The following is a 19,242-nucleotide window of genomic DNA, read 5'->3' as shown; positions in this document are numbered from 1 at the left end:
AATATAAAAATGATTTGTCATTTACTTAGTAGTTAAAATCAACAAAGGACGAACATAATAATATCCGTTGCTACCATACTTAGTAGCAACGGATATTAACGTTAAATCTGCTTGGTCTGGGAATAGGATCTACTTATCTTTTGGTTTCTCAAAGCGAGGGGGTTCGCGAAATGCGATCGCAAAGAAGAGAGTACCTATACACAGAGTAAAAATCAAGATGTACGCAACGCTTTCCATATTACGATTTCCTCTTTATCCAGCTAGTTAATGAGGGATTAGGGATTGGGTATTGAAAAGAGTCAGTGGGGAAGGGTGCGAGGAGTAGAGGGGAAAAACTCTTCTCCCTTGCTTCTTCCCCAGTCCCAAGTCCCCAGTCCCCAGTCCCCAGTCCCCCTTCCCTTAAAGGGCTTCCTTCCGGCGGGTTGACTTGTCACCCACTTTCTGGAACAAACCCCACTCAACTTGCTCTTCTAGATCCGCATCAACACCGGCAAATACGTCTCGGTAGATTGTCCGAGAACCATGCCAGAGATGACCAAAGAAGAACAGCAGAGCAAATACGGCGTGTCCAAAGGTAAACCAACCTCTAGGACTGGTGCGGAATACACCATCAGAGTTCAATGTTTCTCGGTCAAATTCAAAGATTTCACCACCTTGAGCCTTACGGGCATACTTCTTCACATCAGCTGGTTCTGTAAAGGTCTTACCATTCAGATTGCCGCCGTAGAAACTAACGGTGACACCAGATTGCTCGAAGCTATACTTAGATTCTGCCCGACGGAAGGGAATGTCAGCGCGGACAATTCCATCTGCATCGGTCAAAATTACTGGGAAGGTTTCAAAGAAGTTGGGGAGACGACGCACAGTCAATTCCCGTCCTTCAGAATCTTTGAATACGGCGTGACCTTGCCAAGATTGGGCAATGCCATCACCCTTCACCATCGGCCCTGTACGGAATAGACCGCCTTTAGCGGGGCTATTACCGACGTAATCGTAGAAAGCCAACTTTTCAGGAATCTGCGACCAAGCTTGGTCAAGGGTTGCACCTTGAGCAACGCCTGTTTGGACGCGGCGCTGAATTTCTTGACGGAAGTAGCCTTGATCCCATTGATAGCGGGTAGGGCCAAACAATTCGATGGGTGTGGCGGCGTTACCGTACCACATAGTACCAGCAACAACGAAAGCAGCGAAGAAGACTGCTGCAATACTGCTAGAAAGTACTGTTTCAATGTTCCCCATCCGTAGGGCTTTGTAGAGCCGTTCGGGGGGTCTAACTGTGAGGTGGAATAAGCCTGCAATAATACCAACAACACCAGCGGCAATGTGGTGAGCCGCAATACCACCAGGGTTATAGGGGTTAAAGCCATCTGGCCCCCATTCTGGTGCTACTGCCTGTGCGGCGCCAGTTATACCATAGGCGTCAGAAACCCATATCCCCGGACCAAATAGTCCGGTGACGTGAAAAGCACCAAATCCAAAACAAAGTAGACCAGATAAGAACAGGTGAATGCCAAACATTTTTGGCAAGTCTAAGGCGGGTTCACCAGTGCGGGGATCTCTAAAGAGTTCCAAATCCCAGTAAACCCAGTGCCATACGGCAGCTAGGAACAGCAGACCGGAAAGAACAATGTGAGCAGCAGCAACGCCTTCAAATGACCAGAAGCCAGGATCGCTGGATGGACCACCAGTAACGTTCCAACCACCCCAAGATTGGGTAACGCCCAAACGTGACATGAAGGGCAGGACGAACATCCCTTGACGCCACATTGGGTTGAGAATCGGATCGCTAGGGTCAAAAACAGCTAGTTCGTAGAGTGCCATCGAACCAGCCCAGCCTGCTACTAAGGCTGTGTGCATTAGGTGTACAGAAATCAGTCGCCCTGGATCATTCAGAACGACTGTATGTACTCGGTACCAGGGTAGTCCCATCGACTACGCTCCTCCTCGATGAGTTAGTTTACAAAGCAATTTTCTTACTGAGGTTATGAGAGACGAAAATCGCCACTCATAAAACTCTCTCTTGTTTTTTGTTATTGCCAGAGCCAGAGTATTACCACAGCTTAGTCTTAAGAAGTCAGACAGCGTGGGTGCTTTGGCAATGCTTACTCGCTTCGGGAGGTTTACCTATGTAGGGTAGCCATCACCAAGCAAAAATGAGAATGTTTTAAAAAGTGTAACTATTGATGGAATTGTTTGCAAGCGTGTAAATTGATGCGATCGCGTAGCATCTCCAAGTTTTTTCGCTACCAATACCCGTTGGGGATTAAATTTGCTTTATGTGGGGATTGGGGATTGGGGACTGGGGACTGGGGACTGGGGGGAACAAGAGGAGGGGACAACAATAATTATGTTGTTATGTTACGCATTAGTCTATTCCCTATTCCCTACTCCCTACTCCCTACTCCCCACTCCCCACTATCTACTGAACTACCAAGTGGATATTTTGCAGTTGACACTTCGCCTCAGCTGTACCCAGGCGTTCGATTACCTGTTCGGCGCTCATCAGACGCTTGAGTACGACTTGACCAATGGTCTGACTAGCAATTACTGGTGGTGTTGTTGGCTTCACTTCCACGGTTAAAACGGCTTCTTCAACTCGATAAAGCCAGAGCAATTCATTTTCTTCGACTAAACAAATATTCATTCGCTGAATATCTGGTTGGCGTCGCCATGCAGTTATTTGCCAGAGTCCATCAGATGCCCAGACTCTAGCAACTGCCCATCCCTCAGATAGAAAGAAATACTTCACGGTCTTAGTCTCACTATTTCGACTTTCAATCTGCTGTTAACAATATCGCGATCGCTTTAGTCGCTGATGTTCAAACACTCTTCTTTTTGACAATACAGCCGAGCTTGACGATTAACCGCTCTATCGATGTCTGTACCCAAGCAGCAACAGGCAAAGTCTTTAAATACACTACTTGGGCTAAGGTCAAAGCTTAACAGACCTATTTTCCTAGTAACTATGAATCTACGACAATTTTAGCCAATGTTGAAAATTTTAATTAAATAAAAACTTTTCAGTACTTAACAAATTTCACTTTATGTATTTTTTCTAATAAACAAAATAGTGCATAGGCGTAGCCCATCATAGACATCGCACGGTAGCAATAAACTTAACTTTAGCCGTAGATAAGCTGCCACGCATCTAGTTTTTTAGCTGACTCTAGGCTATGGAAGGGTTTTAGACCCAAAATTATACAATTTAAATGCACGACAGCTTATTGCTAACTAAAGTGCGTGCTGCATCCAAAAAGAACCACTATCTATATATTTATGAAGATTTAGCATGATAGTCACAAATGTAGTAAGATTACTGACCGCTGATATAATATATATTATTGCTATGTCATGGTTTTCCTTGTCTGTGAAACGGTGGGGTCGGATTACACAATTCCTATCTTTGTTTTGTCTATGTTTATTTTTAGTTGTTAGTTGCGCTCCTCGTCCGCAGCCTTCTACGCCGCCATCAGGTTCTTTAAATACCCCTACAGGTGATGGTCGTATTACGATCGGTACAACAGCCAAGCCCAGAACCCTTGATCCGGCTGATGCTTATGAGTTAGCATCTTTAGGCTTGGTGTTTAATATGAGCGATCACCTCTACAACTACGAACCAGGAAGCACCGAAATTAAGCCACAGCTAGCTACAGCATTACCCAAAGTTAGTCAAGACGGCTTAACTTATACCATCCCCTTACGTCAGGGAGTAGTTTTTCATGATGGAACTCCCTTCAACGCTCAAGCAATGGCCTTTACCATCAACCGCTTTATTCAAAATAAAGGAAAACCCTCGTTCTTACTAGCCGATATAGTAGATTCGATCAAACCGACAAGCGAGTATGAGTTGACGATTAAGCTGAAAAAGCCCTTTGCAGCATTTCCCTCACTGCTGGCATTTCCTGGGGTGTGTGCAGTTTCACCAAAAGCTTACGAACTCGGTGCTGGTAAATTCAAACCGAATATTTTTGTGGGGACTGGCCCTTACAAATTAGGACAGTATGGTACTGATTCCATAAGATTTGATGTGTTTGATAAGTATTGGGGAGAAAAACCAGCTAACAAGGGTGTTAACCTCCAAATTCAAACTAGTCCGGTTAATTTATTTAATGCTTTCCGTACAGGCGCGGTGGATGTAGCTTATCTGTCGCTACAGCCAGATCAAAATCGCAGTTTGGAAGAAGGTGGTAAAAAAGGGGATTGGCAAGCGATCGCAGCTGAAGGTAGTGTAGTAAGCTATCTGGTATTAAACCGGAATCAAAAGCCTTTAGATAAATTAGAGGTAAGACAAGCGATCGCGTCCATCATTGACCGTCCACTTTTAAACGAGCGAGTGTTACTTGGTCAAGCAGATCCGCTATATAGCATGATTCCCACCACATTTAAAGTTTCTTTGCCATTATTCAAAGATAAATATGGCGATGCTAACTTCGATCAAGCTAAAAAATTACTAACTACCGCTGGTTTCTCCAAGGAAAATCCCGCAAAAGTGCAAGTTTGGTATCCTTCTAGTTCCCCTACTCGTAGTTTGGCAGCACAGACACTCAAATCTCTTGTCGATGTCAAAATGGATGGAATACTGCAATTTGAAGTCACTCCCGCCGAAGGGCCAGCCTTCTTCAAAGACATTGCTAAGGGTTTGTATCCGGCAGCTTTACTTGATTGGTATCCAGATTTTTTAGATCCAGATAATTACGTCCAGCCGTTTTTGTCTTGTGATAAAGGTTCCGTGGCTAAAGGATGCGAAGATGGAGGCAGTCAAACTCAGGGTTCGTTCTACTATAACGAAGCCATAAATAAACTGATTGATCAGCAACGCAAAGAACAAAACCCCGAAGCGCGTCAGAAAATTTTTACAGAAATTCAAACGCAAGTAACGAATGATGTACCTTACGTTCCTTTATGGCAAAACAAAGACTATGTGTTTGCCCAAAAAGGTGTTAGTAGTGTACAACTTAACCCTACCCAAATTCTGGTTTACCAGACACTTAAAAAGTAGTTAAGAGTTAGGAGTTAGAAATTTTTAATTCAATACGGTTTAGTTAAGCAAAGCACAACCCAACAAAGCCCCATAAATGTTGAGTTTTGTTCCTCAACAAAATCTCCACAATTTAATGTTTTTGGCGCTAGCTGAACCGGATTGATTTTTAATTAGACTTCTAGCAAAAGTCACAAAATTATAAATGTGATTGTGAGAAAAATAGATATGTTCACTTCACTGAATGTAGTAATTAAATAATTTTTGCAACCCAGCTAGCTTGCTGTCTATCTTAACTCCTAACTCCTAACTCTTAACTCCTAACTCCTACCTAAATATGTCTCGCTCTAAAGCTTTACAATATTACATTGTTTCTCGGTTGCTTCTTGCACCACTTCAACTATTAACGATTATCACCATTGTATTTCTTTTATTAAGAGCAACACCAGGAGATCCAGCAGATGCAATTCTAGGCGGACGTGCGCCAGAAGCAGCTAAAGAAGAATTGCGAAAACAACTCGGTTTAAACCTTCCCCTGTGGCTACAGTATCTCAATTATTTGGGAAGCATACTGCGCTTTGACTTGGGAACTTCTTTAATGAGTCGCGGACAAAATGTTTGGGACATAATTGGCCAATATTTCCCGGCGACGGTGGAGTTAGCAGTATGTAGTATGGCGGTTGCACTCATCGTCGGAATTGCGGTTGGGACTCTTTCGGCTTCTCGTCCTGGGACATATTTTGATGTCGGCGGGCGGTTATTTGGTATCATCACTTACGCACTCCCTATGTTTTGGGCGGGAATGCTTTTGCAGTTGATTTTCTCAGTCCAATTGGGTTGGTTTCCTAATTCCAATCGCTTTCCGCCCAATCTGCCGGCTCCCGCTACTGTCACTGGATTGTATACAATTGATAGCTTACTCGGTGGAAATTTCACCCAGTTTTTCACATCTTTACACCATCTGGCTCTACCAAGTCTCACACTAGGAATTTTGCTCAGTGGAATTTTTGAGCGAATTGTGCGAGTGAATTTAAAGCAAACCTTGCAAGCAGATTATGTAGAAGCCGCTAGAGCTAGAGGTATTGGTGAAAATAAGATTTTAGCCTCCCATGCCTTAAAGAATGCGCTAATCCCGGTAATTACAGTCTTGGGATTAACCTTTGCATCTCTGTTAGGTGGAGCAATTTTGACAGAGGTAACATTTTCTTGGCCTGGGTTAGCTAACCGATTGTATCAAGCGATCGCCGATCGCGATTATCCCACAGTCCAGGGAGTGCTAGTATTTTTTGGTGCGATCGTTGTCAGCGCCAGCATTTTGATTGATATTTTAAATGCTTATGTAGATCCGCGAATTCGATATTAAGTAGAGTATTCTGACTCCTGACTCCTTCTCATATTTTGTTAATTTTCTTGAGAAATACCACTGGCTAAAATACCAAGAATTTTATTCACATCTTTGAGATAATACTCACTTAAATCAATGGTCAATGTTTGTGCTTCTAGTTTGAGGAATTGCCAAATACTGCCCGTTGTGACTGCTCCGTAAATTGTTTTAATCTCACTTGCAGCTTGCTCATTAAAGATTTGGGCTGCTACCATTTCTGCTGCACACTGACCCAAACCCCCATTAATATTTTCTTTTTTAGCTTCTACAACTGTAATTACTGGTGCTGTCAAAATTAGAATTTCTGGAGATTTGGTAATAATAAAATCGCAAGTGCCGTTTAATCCTTTGCTATTATCGACAGTAAAATCTACTCCAGAAAATAAACTAACTTGTTCGTGTAATTGTCGGCGTAAATCAACTAAAATGGGAGCAATAATTAACTCAGAACGAGCTTTTTCACTATTACTCCCTAAAGCGATATCCAGGTTATAATTGAGTGTTTCTACAAGTAAATTACTCGCTGTTAATTCAGAAACACCAGCAAAAATATTGCGTCTTTCTAATGTGTTTAAACTAAACTCTTGTTTTGCTTTAGCTAAACTAAACTCGCTGTAAGCCATAAAAATATTACTCTCTTTCGCTTTTAAATAGAAGACTGAAATTACCGTCCAACATCCAAGTTAAAGTAGAAACTACTGTCAACAATTCTGTTGCTGCCAACATATTTGATAATGGGTATGCTAACTCGGTGCTGTCCTGGTTCAATCGTCCAAGTTTTTTGAAAATTACCAATATTATGACAAGCAGCATTAATCGGGAAGTTACTAGGAGTAAAAAGTCCATTTTTATGTATCGGCTCCATTTGTAAACAGATAAACTTTTACTTCTACTCGATTGACTGGAGCTTTAGATGGTATGCAATAGGTTAGATTTGATAATCTTAGAATATCTCCAGCTTTTAAAGGTATGCAATCGCGATTTCTTACTTGCTGAGGTTCGTTGCTATTAAACTGCACTGTAAGCTCGACTTTATCCATTTTTTGGCAACACCCAAGCTGATGCTGAAACCTTTGTGGGACGGTAGTTTTACTTTTTTCATTTAACCAGGAATCAGTGATATGGAAAAAGTTTTTGCCAAAAAGCTAGGGTTTTTGCTCTATAAGGAGAACCAAATTCTTAATTTTGGATAAAGTCGAGGTAAGAGGGTGTTTGAAAAGTTTTGAGGGGTCAAATTTTATGCTAATCGTCTCACCATGATCCGGATCATAGCAAGGTAGATAAACGTCTCTGATGTTTCCGGCAATAACTCATAGTCTCTGACCAATCGCCGACACCCCATGACCCAACCGAAAGTGCGCTCCACCACCCAACGTTTTTTTGGATGCAGGGCTTTGATTTCAGACAAATCCCAAACTACTTACCGTTGCCGTTACCACCATTGCCATTGCTATGAATGACACGTTCGGCAAGCTTTTCCGGCACTTCTTGGAGATGGTCATATTCCCAGTGAAAGGAACCAACGCCCAAGGTGAGCGATCGCAGCTCTACAATAAAATTCTGCATCTCAGCCTGCGGCAAGTATGCAGAGACATTATCCCAGCCTTGCCAATCGTTTCTGCCCTCATAGCCTAAAATTTGCCCCCGTCTACCACTCAACAGTTGCAGCACCTTGGAGGTAAATTCACTCGGTGTTGTCACTTCCACCCGCAAAATTGGTTCTAACAAGGTAGGTTCTGCTTGGGGTATCCCCGTTTGCATTGCCAATCGGGCAGCTTGTTTAAAGGCTTGTTCGGAACTGTCAACGTTGTGATACGAACCATTAGTTAAAGTTACCGCCAAATCCACTATTGGGAAGCCCAAAGGCCCATGTGTGAGAAATTCCCGCACCCCCATTTCCACACCAGGAATGTACTGTTTGGGAACCACGCCGCCGACAATGGTTTCATTAAAATTAAAACCTGTACCACGTGGTAAAGGCTTGATTTCGAGAAAAACATCACCAAACTGTCCGTGACCACCGCTTTGGTGTTTGTAGCGTCCATGAACTGAAGCCACTGTTTTACGGATGGTTTCTTTGTAAGGCACTTGCGGTAAGTGGGTTGTCATCGGCAAGTTATATTTACGGCGCAGTCTGTCTAGGGTAACTTGCAAATGAATCTCGCCTTGACCCCAAAGAATTACTTCGTGAGTATCCCCGTGTTGTTCCCAAGCAAGTGAGGAGTCTTCTTCTAACAACTTGGTAATTGCACCACTGAGTTTAACTTCATCGTTGCGCTTTTCTGGTGTAATGGCGAGGGCATACACAGGTTCCAACTCTACAGCTTTGGGTAATTCCATCACTGCTTGTTCTGTGGAGATTGTATCCCCTGTCTTAATTCCTTCTAAACGGCTCAATGCGACAATTTCACCAGCAGAAACTTCATTAACAAACTGCTGTTGTTGTCCCATGAGGCGGTAAATTCCACCAGTGCGAATGCCATTGAGGACAATGCCATCAGTTAATTTGCCCCGCCAAACACGCACTAGAGAGAGTTTGCCACCTTGGGGAGTGTAGAAAGTTTTTAATACCTGTGCTAAAGCTGTATCACCTTTGATGTTTTTTAAACGACGTTCTGCTGTGGTTTCTGGTTCGGGGGCTTCCCGTAATAAGGCTTCTAATAGAGGTCTAACACCATAATCTTGTTCCGCCACACCAAAGAAAACGGGCACTACTAAATCTGCCCCTAATTCCATTTTTAAATCTTTGAGAATTTCCTCTTGGGGTGGTTCGATGTCTTCTAAAAGTTCTTCGAGTAAATGGTCGTCAAAATTTGCTAAAGCTTCGAGCATTTCTGCCCGTGCTGTATGTTCTTCTTCTTTTAAATTTTCGGGGAAGGGAATGGGGTCAGCAGGTGCGCCTGGATGATATTTATATGCCTGTTCGCTCACCATATCAATAAAGCCGATGAGTTGTTCCCCGTTCATGATGGGATATTGATGCGCTACCAGGGGACGGCTAGATACTGCTTTCAGGGCGTGTAACGTTTCCAAAACGTGAATATTTGCCCGATCCATTTTGTTGACGAAGACAAGGTGGGGAATTTCCCAATCGTCCAGGAATTTAAATAGAGGGGCGAGGGTGAGGACTCGTTCGCGGATGGGTTCGCAAACTACAATTGCGGCATCGACTCCGATTAAAGCATTGTACGTTTCTTGGGCAAATTCTACACTTCCCGGACAGTCAATAAAAGTGAAGCGAATGTCGTTATACTCAGTGCTAGCGGCGCTGACTTCTACACTGAAATGGCGATCGCGCGACTCAGCAGCACTATCTCCCACTGTATTGCTGTCCTTAACACTCCCTTTGCGAGAAATTGCCCCTGTGACAAATAACAAGCTTTCTAGTAAAGTGGTTTTTCCACTTAAATAAGGCCCGACAATTGCAACATTCCGCGAACCCGATTTTACTTTTTCGTTCATAAAACCTCCCTTGCGGTAAGTTTTTCATAACCGCATTATTCCGTAGATATCAAGGGATAAAAAAATGGTTCTCTGGAGTCAAAATTACCCCTTCTTTAATTTGTTATTATCCTCTCTTTAATCGAAAGTTAAAAAAATTGTAGCCTGTCGTAAGATTTAGCTTAAGAAAAGTTAAGTATCACAAATTTTCATAGCAAATCAAAAACTTTTGTAACAAACTTTTGATGAAGTAAATTTAACTGAAAGTGTTGCGAGTCAGAAAATCAATGGGATTATCATTCTTTAAATATCGCATAGCAGGGTTAGTAAGTTTAACTTTGCTAATTGTGAGTATTTCCTCGCCCTCTCTTGCTCTATCTCCTCCTGTCGCCTCAAAGCTGGCACAATCTAATGCGAAAACGGCCATAGACAGGTTAAACCAAGGCTTACAAGCAATTCAGGCGGGAAGGGTACAAGATGCGATCGCAGCCTTTAAACAAGCGGCTCAATTAGATCCGACCTTAGCACCAGCGCATTATAATTTAGGGCTAGCATTCCGACAAACGGGACAATTACAACCCGCTGCGGATGCATTTTATCGGGCGACGCAAGCCGATCCTAAATTTGCTCCAGCTTTTGCTAATTTAGGTGGTGCGTTGTTAGAAGGCAATAATTTACAGTTAGCTAGCGATTACTTACAACGAGCGCTAGAAATTGATCCCAAACTCGGATTCGCCCATTATAACTTGGGGTTGGTACGAGAGCAGGAAGGAGATTGTAAACGAGCGATCGCATCTTTTAAAAAAGCCATAGAATATAGCAAAAATGCACCAGAACCTCCTTACCATATAGGGATCTGTTATCTCCAACAAGGTAAACTCGATCAAGCAAAAAGTGCCTTTAATCAGGCAGTAAAAATCAATCCGAAGTATCCTGAAGCTTACTATAATCTCGGTTCAATTTGGTTTAGCCAACGCAAATTACAAGAGGCATTAGAGGCTTTTAGAAAATCAGCCGAAGCTAACTCTAATTATCCCAATGCTTATTATGGTGCTGGGTTAGTTTTTATGCAGTTAAAGCAATATAGCGATGCAGTACAAGTATTCCAATTTGCTAGAGATTTATACAATGCTCAGAGGAATCCTCAGTGGGCAAAAAATGCCGAGCAATTGTTGCAACAAGTACAAAATTTAAATTACCAACCTCGCTGAGGCGCAAAAACTTAATATTGCATAACATAAAACTATTGGGTTGACTCGCTGGTGTTGTCTGAACTAGTCCAGATTGGAAAAAACGTACATGCAAAAGCGCCAGAAAAGTCGATTTTTATTTAGCGATCGCTGGCTTGATCGGCACTCAATTGTTCGCAACATGGAAGCCTTTCAAGACTTAATTGTGATTGTTTTGTGTTTGGGTTTGTTCGCCGTCATGCTGATCCAATTGTGGGGGATAGCTATCGCCCTCATGCAGCCACTAGACTATAAACATGTGACTGCAAAAATACTATTTGTGTTGATTTTAGTCGAGTTATTCCGACTATTAATGGTCTATTTGCAAGAACATAGTATCTCTGTAGGAGTGGCAGTTGAGGTAACAATTGTATCTCTACTGCGAGAGGTAGTAGTTCACGGAGCGCTGGAAATTTATTGGGTTAATACCCTTGCAATTTGTGGTTTGTTGTTTGTTTTAGGTGGACTACTCGTGGTGTGTGCGAAAACGCCACACATGGATTGTATGAGCCATGACACTAAGTTTTGTCCGGTTGTGTATAGAGGAGGTAGAGAACGGCAAAATGAGTTGGAATTACAGTATTCACGTCAATGTGATGAGAAGCAACCACTTGGATAAACTTCTATGAGAATGGGGAGTGGGAGAGACGAGATTAATCGCGTCTCTACTGGGGAATGATGAAAAAGTATTTTCCTGCTCTCCACTCCTTTGCTAAAGGCTATATCAGCAACTTGGATGGATCGAAAATCTAAAATAGTATAACTTACTTTTGTAAGGTATTTCCGACGTATTGAAATATACTCTTTTTGGAAGATGAATCGCTCTTTAAGGGTAAGTATAAAGTTAATTGGAAATTTTAACAGAGGTTCAAGCAATGGCTACAAATGCAACACGGTAAGATGTAACCCAGGTTTTGAAGTGCGTTGGCTACACCTACGCACTTGCTAGGGTGTTGACTCTGTACCCTTTAGCCTATAAGACTTCATGCAAAAAATGTGTCGCCTGATTTTGACTTAAAGTGCCTGAAGCAGGCACTTTAAGTCAAACAAGAATAACACGAATAATTTTCCCAAAAATTCCCGAAAAATGCACAAAGTCAACAGCCTACGCACTTGCTAATTACATTAGACGCAAGCAGCGTCCACTATCAGCCAGACTGATTCTGGACTGCTTGCTGTACTTGCGCCACTGTCAAATCGAGAGCCACCGCCACTTGTTCCACACTCAATCCTAATGCCAACAACCGAGGAATAGCTTCTAACTTAGCTTCCTGGCGACCTTCCTGGCGACCTTCCTGGCGACCTTCCTGGCGACCTTCCTGGCGACCTTCCTCTAAGCCATCTTCTTTAATTGATTGATACATCCTTGTTTTTTTGAATTCGTCATCTATACCCAACATTTCTGCTAACTCCTCTCGGCTTAACCGGGTAAATTTGTACAACAGAATAGTCTCTATCAATTCTACAATTTGCTTGGTGGTTGTTTCATCTGTTAGTTGTTGCCTTGCTTGTAAAATTAATTCTCTACCTTTGTCAATGGCTGTCTCTTCGCTTTCGATAATTAATTTAACGATCGCAACTTGCAGTGAGTCCTCTCTCGTATCCAATTCATCTAGATAAATGCGTTTCACTTGTGAACTGTCTAGCAGCAACTCATACGGTAGGCGATCGCTTGGATCTAAACTCCTTTGGGGATAGATAACCACAGCACGCCAAAAATTGACTGATTCGTTTTGACGAAAGTAAGTGAAGATTTCAGCAAAGAAGCGTCTATAAAAAGTTGAGTCTAATTGAAACTGGACTTCAACAAAGTAAAGTGGCTGGTTTGTAGTTTCACTTGTAGGGATAAATACCCCATCAATCCTAAAAGCATTTTCTTTTACTTCAACTGAAACAAATTTGTAGGCGTTGACATTAACAGTATTATCGCCAATTATTGCAAAAAATATGCTAGGAAAAGCTTGAAATAAGCTATAAAATATTTTGTCAGTTTTCACCTGGATTTAGTAAAGCAAAAATTGGATATTGAAAGTCTATCAAAAATTGTGTAGACGCGTCTGATTCAGGATAAAAAAAGCAGATGGTTCCATCTGCTTTCATAAAAGATTCGTTATCTCATTTACTTGGATACCAACTGATTAACTGGAGCAACCCCAGCCAAATCTAAAATTGGCGCGATCGCATCTTCTCGTTTCACCGCCATAACATGTACTCCTTGACACAATTGCCGCGCTATTTGCACTTGCTCGGCGGCAATTTTTATCCCTTCCTCAAAAGGGTCTTTGGCTTTTGCCAATCTATCAATAATATGTTGGGGAATATTTACACCCGGAACACATCTATTAATAAACTGGGCATTTTTTGCCGATTTCAACAGAAAAATTCCTGCCAAAATCGGTTTTTTATAGCCAGCGGCAATCGTATCCATAAACTTTTCTAGCAGATCAAAATCGGTAATCAACTGACTTTGAAAAAACTGCGCTCCGGCTTCGATTTTGCGTTCAAATCGACTTTGCAAACCCGACCAACTTTTACATTGCGGATCTACTGCTGCACCAACAAATAAATCTAACGCTCCATCAGTTAAAGGTTTCTCATTAAAATCAACACCTTGATTCATCTTCCGAATCAGTTGCAGCAGTCGCACAGCTTCTAAGTCAAACACTGCTTTGGCATCTGGATGATCGCCTGCTTTTACTGGGTCGCCAGTCAAAGCTAAAATATTACGGATACCTAAAGCATGAGCGCCCATCAAATCAGCTTGTAAACCGATGCGGTTGCGATCGCGGCAAGCAATTTGACAAATCGGCTCTATACCATTTTGTGATAAAATCACCGACGCGATTAACGAAGACATCCGTAACACGGCGCGGCTACCATCAGTAACATTGACGGCATGAACCCTCCCCTTAAGAGTCGCCGCCATTTGAATCATGTGCGTTGGATCTCCCCCTTTCGGCGGTGCTACCTCAGCAGTAACTAGAAACTGACCTGCTTGTACAGCTCTGCGGAAAGCCGTGGGGCTATGGGTGTGATGCATAAAATTAAGAATCTCAATTTCTTAAATGGTATAGCAAATCACACCTCAAGGTGAAAACTCATAGAGGCAGAGAATAGCCTAAAGCAGCTTTGACTTGTGATAAAGTTTGATTTGCGATCGCTCTAGCTTTTTCCCCTCCATCCCGCAACACAGACTCCAAATAGCCTTTATCGGTCGTTATTGCCTGATATTTTTCTTGGATTGGTTTCAGAGATTCAATAATTGTATCTGTCAATAAAGGCTTGAATTGTCCCCAGCCCATATCCTGACACTCAACTGCTACGTCTTCCTTTCTCTGCCCAGAAAGCAATGTATACAGCGTTAACAAATTATTACACTCTGGACGCTCTGGATCGTCAAAAGTCAGCCCACGAATCGGATCGGTTTTACAACGTTTAATCTTGTATTGAATCTGTTCTGGTGAATCTAGCAAACTGATCCGGCTTAAATCAGAAGGATCGGACTTCGACATTTTGCGTGTACCGTCCGCCAAACTCATCACCCTTGCCCCTTCCTTGCGAATCAAAGGGTCTGGTAACTTCAGAATTGGTTGATCTGGTTTACCAAATTGGTGATTTAACCGAGCTGCAATATCCCGTGTCAATTCCAAATGTTGCTTTTGGTCTTCACCCACTGGCACTTTATCAGCTTGGTAAAGCAAAATATCGGCTGCCATCAGCACAGGGTAATCCAATAAGCCTGCACTGACATTTTCTCCCTGCTTGACGGCCTTTTCCTTGAACTGGATCATATCTTGCAGCCAGTTTAGAGGTGTAATGCAGTTGAGCAACCAGGTGAGTTCACTGTGAGCCGAAACATGGGATTGTACAAAGATAGTAGAGTGATTTAAATCAAGACCACAAGCTAAATAGAGAGCAGCAAGAGTGTAGGTATCAGCTGCCAACTGTTTTGGGTCGTGTGGCACTGTAATCGCGTGCAAATCAGCTACAAAAAGATAATTTTCGTATTCGCTCTGACTTTCTACCCAGTTGCGAATGGCTCCCAAATAGTTACCTAGATGGTAATTGCCGGTTGGTTGAACTCCAGAAAGAACACGTTGCTTGCCCATAAATTTCAAGTTAGTTATCTCAAATCCGCCCTATGTCAAGTCGCTTGCGCCTACGCAAAACTCATTTAATTTTGACATTTTCCAGCGCAACTCGCTGTTGAAATATTGGAGTTGACTGCTACATCAAACCTAGATAATCCTAGACATTACTTGGCGTTTCAATGGGAGCATGGCAGCAATAAGTGCCTAAAATTACAGCCAGCCACTTTTCAAACAACTTCTTAGCAACGGTGAGAGTCGAACCTATCTTTGTGCAATCTCTTGGTGAACACTGCTTCCCAGATAATAGCAAACATCAGTTTAAGTAAGTCGGCGAGAATAAATAAAAAATCTTGAGATGAGTTTGTAGTGAACGCGTAGCGTTTCGCAGAGAGGGCTACCCTGCGGGAACGCTGCGCGTTCACTACAAACCTTGAATTATTCACGCCGCTCTACTTATATAATTTTGTAATTCTCGATGATAGCGCAAGAAACAGACTTTTCTCCTGCCCAATCAGTAAAGGTATCTTCATTTTTGTAATGTCTTGGCGTTTGCATAAGCAAGTGCCAAGCATCTTTGGCATCTAATAAATTTAAACGTTTAGGATAGTGGATCTTTAACAATTCTTGCACTAGGGGATAATAGTCCGAGTTGATTCCCGGAAAAATATGATGTTCTGTATGATAAGAAAAATTTAAATGCAATTTGTCAAATATTTGAGGGACACGCAGAGAAATACTATTAATGAGTGGATCGTTGACGCTTGTCATCTGACAAAGCATGTGGTTTGTATAGACGTAAAATATTGCTCCAGCATAACCAATCCCAATAGGCAGAAAATAACTCAACACGATTTTTAGGAAATTAAATTGTAAATATACCAAGATACTCAAATGAATCATGAAAATTACAAAAAGTTCACCTGCGATTAACCAACGCTCTTTAGTTTTGACTGTAAAGGCAGCAGGAACAAAACTCACATATTTACTATTAAAGAATAGCACAGAGGCCAAATTCCTCAGATTATGTGTTCCCCATGCAGTTGCCATTCCCACTATTAAACTGATGGGATTAACCTCCGCAGAAGGTACGCATACATGTTGAATCCATTTACCCCAAGTTTTCGGCTGCTTATATAAGTAATTGCGATCAGGATCTGCTAAGGAATTAGTTTTATTATGATGTTCTCGATTATGTACTGCTTTCCATAAGGTGGGTGGCATCCACAACATTGCTAGCCCTAGCAAGCTAATAATTCTGAGTAGTATACGAGAGTTTCTAATTACGCTACCATGCATCAGATCATGGGAGCTAAATAGCAAGACGATAACACTATTACCCATCACTATAGCTAAAGGCAAATAAAGCCATAAAAGATATAAATTCCAACGATCTAGATCAGATGCGATCGCCCAGCCTAGAATTAAAATTACCCAATTAATTAATAGAATCACTAATTTACTTGGATCGGGAAGAAATGCTTCCGCAGGAAGTAGGGGACGCAATGTTTTTGCATACTCTGCTTGGCGAATTAACTTTTGGGCGTTACAAACTTCCATAAATATTGATTATTCAACTTTGTTTAAGTTTTATTAGAATAAAAAGTTTCAAAAATTAATGTAATTTTTACCCTAATTTTGCTATTGCTATTATAGCTGAATACTGAAAGTAAATTAGGAGTTTAAACATGGTTTCTCTTGATACACTACAATCTCTAGAAAAGTATATACCTTTAGTAGGAGATTTGAATATTAAAACCCCACTAGCATATACAGCAACGCGTGGGGCGGTAGAGGTAGTCAACACAATACAAATGGCGGTAGCTGAGGCTTATATCAATGGGTTAGAAGTTCCAGACTCAGTACTAGAGTCTCTTTTTGATACTTGTATGCCCATCTTTTTTAAGTACTTTCCCGCTCTTTTAGCACCTTATGAATGGGTATTAAAAGAAACTGATCATCTTGCGGAAGGCCCACGGGATTTGATGAAAATTCAGTATGATTTACCTCAAGCGATGCTGAATAAGATGTTGGGCGACGGGAAACTAATTTATCCTAAGTACAGTATGGGATTGTGGGAAAAAGGAGCATTAAACCTTGAGCAATCTCAGATAGATATGATCGATGATGTGATTCAAAAGTTAGATATTCAAGATGGAGACAATATCTTAGACTTTGGCTGTGGTTGGGGATGCGTGCCAAATTACATTCTTTCCAAATTTCCCAATGTCAAATTTGTCGGTCTGAATTTGAGCCACGAGCAATGTGAATATATGCGTCAGAAGATGCAAGATCCTGAAAGCAACCTCAGTTCAGGTCGATTCACACTGTACGAAGGAGATTTAAATGATGCAACATTTGAGACAAAATTTGATAAAATCCTTTCGATTGGCGTTTTTTGTCATGTTGGTAATTTAACTAACTCTTTTCAAAAATTAGCTAGTTTGCTGAAAGATAATGGCAAGGTTTTTATTCATATCATTACAGTTCGTACCCCTAATAATATATCCAGTGCTTTCACGCACAAATACATTTTTCCCCACGGGAGGTATTGGAACTACGATGCAGTTCCTAGCCGTAATAAAGACCTCAAAACAATTGAAAGATGGTATTTGAACGGTTCCAATTACTCTCAGACATTTGCCAAATGGCTAGAGAATTTTGACGAAAATCAGGTAACAATTAAAGACTTGAATTATGGCATGGATTATGCCAAGTTTCGTCGGATATGGAGGTTTTATTTAATATGGTTTGTTCGGAATTTCGCTAGTTGCGATGGTGAATACAATGGGAACGGTCAGTACTTAATGGTTCATGCTTAATAGACTAAGAGTAGTAGCATAGGCGTAGCCCGTCGTAGACATCGCCCTCCAAAAACCGCATTTATTGTATGATTACCTCGTAGCATTGAGTTTTGGTGAATACTTCTTCAGCTTTCGTCATGAAGTGAAGGTGCAACTGGAAGCATTGAAATAACAGCAGCAATCACAAAAAACAGAAAAAGCAAATTAAGTAGGTGGGTGAGAAAATTTATTTATAACTATGTCATTGCGTTCGCTCCGCTCGTAATGACAATTTTATTGGGTTTAAAAAGCTTGAAATCCTTGCAGATACCACTTGTGTGTACACCGTAGCCCCAACTCGGAGTGGGAAGGTTTTGCTTAGTAAAATCTCTTAGCGGTCTTTTTTTACGGCCAATTAAATGGGCGCTATATAACTTGTCGAACTCACATTCTCTTTACATCCTAACCTTCCAGACGGCAGTTGCTTCTACGTAGAAACTCAAAAGACCTTATTTAATAAAACATATCAACCTAATTGAAATCAAGGATATAACAATAAAATAATTAATGGTTTATTAAAAACACATATTTTTATATCATAACCTTACATATTTCCACGTTATTAACCAGATATTAAATTATTTCAGAGATGAAATAATCAAATTACTACAATCTGAGTAGCTAAGTACAATACTGAGTTTTTAGAGATAAATAAGCAAAATAATTTACGAGATTTTTTAAAACAAATCATCTTGAACACTACAGAATTTACATAAGTTTGGTTAGGCTATTTCACAGATAAAAAATCATTGCCTAATCGGAGATATTCTCATAAATATGAAAACTCTAAAAGTTCTTCTTGCCACTACAGCCATTAGCGTAAGCCTCCTAAGTCTATCTAATCAAGAGGCAAGTGCCGGCCAACTCGTCGATGGATGGAACTATAGTATTGATTCCTTCCAGGATGGCTCTGGAGGTTCAGTTTTTGATATCAAAGGTATGGCGGTCAAAGACTCAGGTGACAAAATCTATGTTGCTCTTACAGGCGGGATGCCTCTGGGTGGTACAACCGATTCCGATGACTACTGGAATCCGGGTCATTCAGTCCATATTGGTTGGAGCGATTTATTTTTCAATTTCTCAGGCCAAGACTTCCAAACAGCTAGTCAAAGTGGTCAGCTATTTGGTGTGAGGTTTGCCGACTATGACAATAGCTTGACAACAGGAGTTTACCAAGGAGTCCAAGCCCTAGCTATCTAATTGGTATTTCAGGGCTTGAGACTCAAGCACAGAGAGAAGTTCGGTATGTTGATTGACTAAACCTTGTATTGCGGTAATT

The 19,242-nt window shown here is 41.4% G+C and carries 16 protein-coding genes and 1 pseudogene; 6 read left to right on the top strand and 11 right to left on the bottom strand.

Translation table 11 applies throughout. From position 1 onward, the window contains the following. Positions 1 to 129: 129 nt before the first annotated feature. From V7K67_RS03865 to V7K67_RS03855, 3 genes are all read right to left on the bottom strand, one after another. On the bottom strand, positions 130 to 237 hold the full coding sequence (locus V7K67_RS03865) for a photosystem II reaction center protein T (RefSeq protein ID WP_084227385.1): 108 nt from the start codon (positions 235 to 237) through the stop codon (positions 130 to 132). A 162-nt stretch (positions 238 to 399) separates the two neighbouring features. Beyond that, entirely contained in the window at positions 400 to 1,929 is a 1,530-nt protein-coding gene (gene psbB, locus V7K67_RS03860; protein ID WP_334707873.1) for a photosystem II chlorophyll-binding protein CP47, read from the bottom strand. A 490-nt stretch (positions 1,930 to 2,419) separates the two neighbouring features. Then, positions 2,420 to 2,749: a hypothetical protein gene (locus tag V7K67_RS03855; RefSeq protein ID WP_334729201.1), complete on the bottom strand. Its 330-nt coding sequence runs from the start codon at positions 2,747 to 2,749 to the stop codon at positions 2,420 to 2,422. 597 nt (positions 2,750 to 3,346) lie between these two features. Between V7K67_RS03855 and V7K67_RS03850 the strand changes: the two genes are divergently transcribed. Both V7K67_RS03850 and V7K67_RS03845 read left to right on the top strand, forming a co-directional pair. Next, positions 3,347 to 4,999 carry an ABC transporter substrate-binding protein gene (locus tag V7K67_RS03850; RefSeq protein ID WP_335165340.1) on the top strand — a complete coding sequence of 551 codons (1,653 nt, stop codon included), beginning with the start codon at positions 3,347 to 3,349 and terminating at the stop codon, positions 4,997 to 4,999. A 316-nt stretch (positions 5,000 to 5,315) separates the two neighbouring features. Next, entirely contained in the window at positions 5,316 to 6,341 is a 1,026-nt protein-coding gene (locus V7K67_RS03845; RefSeq protein ID WP_334729202.1) for an ABC transporter permease, read from the top strand. 38 nt (positions 6,342 to 6,379) lie between these two features. Here V7K67_RS03845 and V7K67_RS03840 read toward each other — a convergent pair whose 3' ends face one another. From V7K67_RS03840 to V7K67_RS03825, 4 genes and pseudogenes are all read right to left on the bottom strand, one after another. Then, positions 6,380 to 6,985, bottom strand: a complete 606-nt coding sequence (locus V7K67_RS03840; protein ID WP_334729203.1) for a hypothetical protein — start codon at positions 6,983 to 6,985, stop codon at positions 6,380 to 6,382. Positions 6,986 to 7,026: 41 nt separating this feature from the next. After that, positions 7,027 to 7,227, bottom strand: coding sequence for a hypothetical protein (locus V7K67_RS03835; protein WP_334729204.1), 201 nt, complete (start codon positions 7,225 to 7,227; stop codon positions 7,027 to 7,029). 372 nt (positions 7,228 to 7,599) lie between these two features. Then, positions 7,600 to 7,740: pseudogene (locus V7K67_RS03830) on the bottom strand (transposase); the annotation flags it as partial. Positions 7,741 to 7,778: 38 nt separating this feature from the next. Next, positions 7,779 to 9,824, bottom strand: a complete 2,046-nt coding sequence (locus tag V7K67_RS03825; protein ID WP_334729205.1) for an elongation factor G — start codon at positions 9,822 to 9,824, stop codon at positions 7,779 to 7,781. Between the two features lie 266 nt (positions 9,825 to 10,090). Between V7K67_RS03825 and V7K67_RS03820 the strand changes: the two genes are divergently transcribed. Both V7K67_RS03820 and V7K67_RS03815 read left to right on the top strand, forming a co-directional pair. Next, positions 10,091 to 11,014: a tetratricopeptide repeat protein gene (locus V7K67_RS03820; RefSeq protein ID WP_335165311.1), complete on the top strand. Its 924-nt coding sequence runs from the start codon at positions 10,091 to 10,093 to the stop codon at positions 11,012 to 11,014. Between the two features lie 88 nt (positions 11,015 to 11,102). Then, positions 11,103 to 11,651, top strand: coding sequence for a phosphate-starvation-inducible PsiE family protein (locus V7K67_RS03815; RefSeq protein WP_334729207.1), 549 nt, complete (start codon positions 11,103 to 11,105; stop codon positions 11,649 to 11,651). Between the two features lie 529 nt (positions 11,652 to 12,180). Here V7K67_RS03815 and V7K67_RS03810 read toward each other — a convergent pair. The 4 genes from V7K67_RS03810 to V7K67_RS03795 form a co-directional block, all read right to left on the bottom strand. After that, a complete protein-coding gene (locus tag V7K67_RS03810; RefSeq protein ID WP_335165309.1) occupies positions 12,181 to 13,029 on the bottom strand; it encodes an Rpn family recombination-promoting nuclease/putative transposase in 849 nt (282 codons plus the stop codon). Between the two features lie 122 nt (positions 13,030 to 13,151). After that, positions 13,152 to 14,072 (bottom strand): methylenetetrahydrofolate reductase, encoded by a 921-nt coding sequence (locus V7K67_RS03805; protein ID WP_334729209.1) that lies wholly within the window; start codon positions 14,070 to 14,072, stop codon positions 13,152 to 13,154. A gap of 58 nt (positions 14,073 to 14,130) precedes the next feature. Then, a complete protein-coding gene (gene trpS / locus V7K67_RS03800) occupies positions 14,131 to 15,141 on the bottom strand; it encodes a tryptophan--tRNA ligase (protein WP_334729210.1) in 1,011 nt (336 codons plus the stop codon). A gap of 435 nt (positions 15,142 to 15,576) precedes the next feature. Beyond that, positions 15,577 to 16,680 (bottom strand): fatty acid desaturase family protein, encoded by a 1,104-nt coding sequence (locus V7K67_RS03795; protein WP_334729211.1) that lies wholly within the window; start codon positions 16,678 to 16,680, stop codon positions 15,577 to 15,579. A gap of 128 nt (positions 16,681 to 16,808) precedes the next feature. Between V7K67_RS03795 and V7K67_RS03790 the strand changes: the two genes are divergently transcribed. Both V7K67_RS03790 and V7K67_RS03785 read left to right on the top strand, forming a co-directional pair. Then, the gene (locus V7K67_RS03790; protein WP_334729212.1) at positions 16,809 to 17,942 is read left to right on the top strand and encodes an SAM-dependent methyltransferase; all 1,134 of its coding nucleotides are present in this window, start codon (positions 16,809 to 16,811) and stop codon (positions 17,940 to 17,942) included. 798 nt (positions 17,943 to 18,740) lie between these two features. After that, positions 18,741 to 19,163, top strand: a complete 423-nt coding sequence (locus tag V7K67_RS03785) for an XDD3 family exosortase-dependent surface protein (protein ID WP_335165305.1) — start codon at positions 18,741 to 18,743, stop codon at positions 19,161 to 19,163. The last annotated feature ends 79 nt before the right edge of the window (positions 19,164 to 19,242 follow it).

This window comes from Nostoc sp. (genome assembly GCF_036917155.1).
GTDB lineage: Bacteria > Cyanobacteriota > Cyanobacteriia > Cyanobacteriales > Nostocaceae > Nostoc.
Note: the sequence above shows the minus strand (reverse complement) of the source record. Positions and strands in the feature narration are given on the sequence as shown.

Excerpts from the sequence above, each read along its gene's own strand:
- V7K67_RS03865 (WP_084227385.1), bottom strand. The coding sequence starts at position 237 with ATGGAAAGCGTTGCGTACATCTTGATTTTTACTCTGTGTATAGGTACT.
- psbB (WP_334707873.1), bottom strand. The coding sequence starts at position 1,929 with ATGGGACTACCCTGGTACCGAGTACATACAGTCGTTCTGAATGATCCA.
- V7K67_RS03850 (WP_335165340.1), top strand. The coding sequence starts at position 3,347 with ATGTCATGGTTTTCCTTGTCTGTGAAACGGTGGGGTCGGATTACACAA.
- V7K67_RS03845 (WP_334729202.1), top strand. The coding sequence starts at position 5,316 with ATGTCTCGCTCTAAAGCTTTACAATATTACATTGTTTCTCGGTTGCTT.
- V7K67_RS03840 (WP_334729203.1), bottom strand. The coding sequence starts at position 6,985 with ATGGCTTACAGCGAGTTTAGTTTAGCTAAAGCAAAACAAGAGTTTAGT.
- V7K67_RS03835 (WP_334729204.1), bottom strand. The coding sequence starts at position 7,227 with ATGGAGCCGATACATAAAAATGGACTTTTTACTCCTAGTAACTTCCCG.
- V7K67_RS03825 (WP_334729205.1), bottom strand. The coding sequence starts at position 9,824 with ATGAACGAAAAAGTAAAATCGGGTTCGCGGAATGTTGCAATTGTCGGG.
- V7K67_RS03820 (WP_335165311.1), top strand. The coding sequence starts at position 10,091 with ATGGGATTATCATTCTTTAAATATCGCATAGCAGGGTTAGTAAGTTTA.
- V7K67_RS03815 (WP_334729207.1), top strand. The coding sequence starts at position 11,103 with ATGCAAAAGCGCCAGAAAAGTCGATTTTTATTTAGCGATCGCTGGCTT.
- V7K67_RS03805 (WP_334729209.1), bottom strand. The coding sequence starts at position 14,072 with ATGCATCACACCCATAGCCCCACGGCTTTCCGCAGAGCTGTACAAGCA.
- trpS (WP_334729210.1), bottom strand. The coding sequence starts at position 15,141 with ATGGGCAAGCAACGTGTTCTTTCTGGAGTTCAACCAACCGGCAATTAC.
- V7K67_RS03795 (WP_334729211.1), bottom strand. The coding sequence starts at position 16,680 with ATGGAAGTTTGTAACGCCCAAAAGTTAATTCGCCAAGCAGAGTATGCA.
- V7K67_RS03790 (WP_334729212.1), top strand. The coding sequence starts at position 16,809 with ATGGTTTCTCTTGATACACTACAATCTCTAGAAAAGTATATACCTTTA.
- V7K67_RS03785 (WP_335165305.1), top strand. The coding sequence starts at position 18,741 with ATGAAAACTCTAAAAGTTCTTCTTGCCACTACAGCCATTAGCGTAAGC.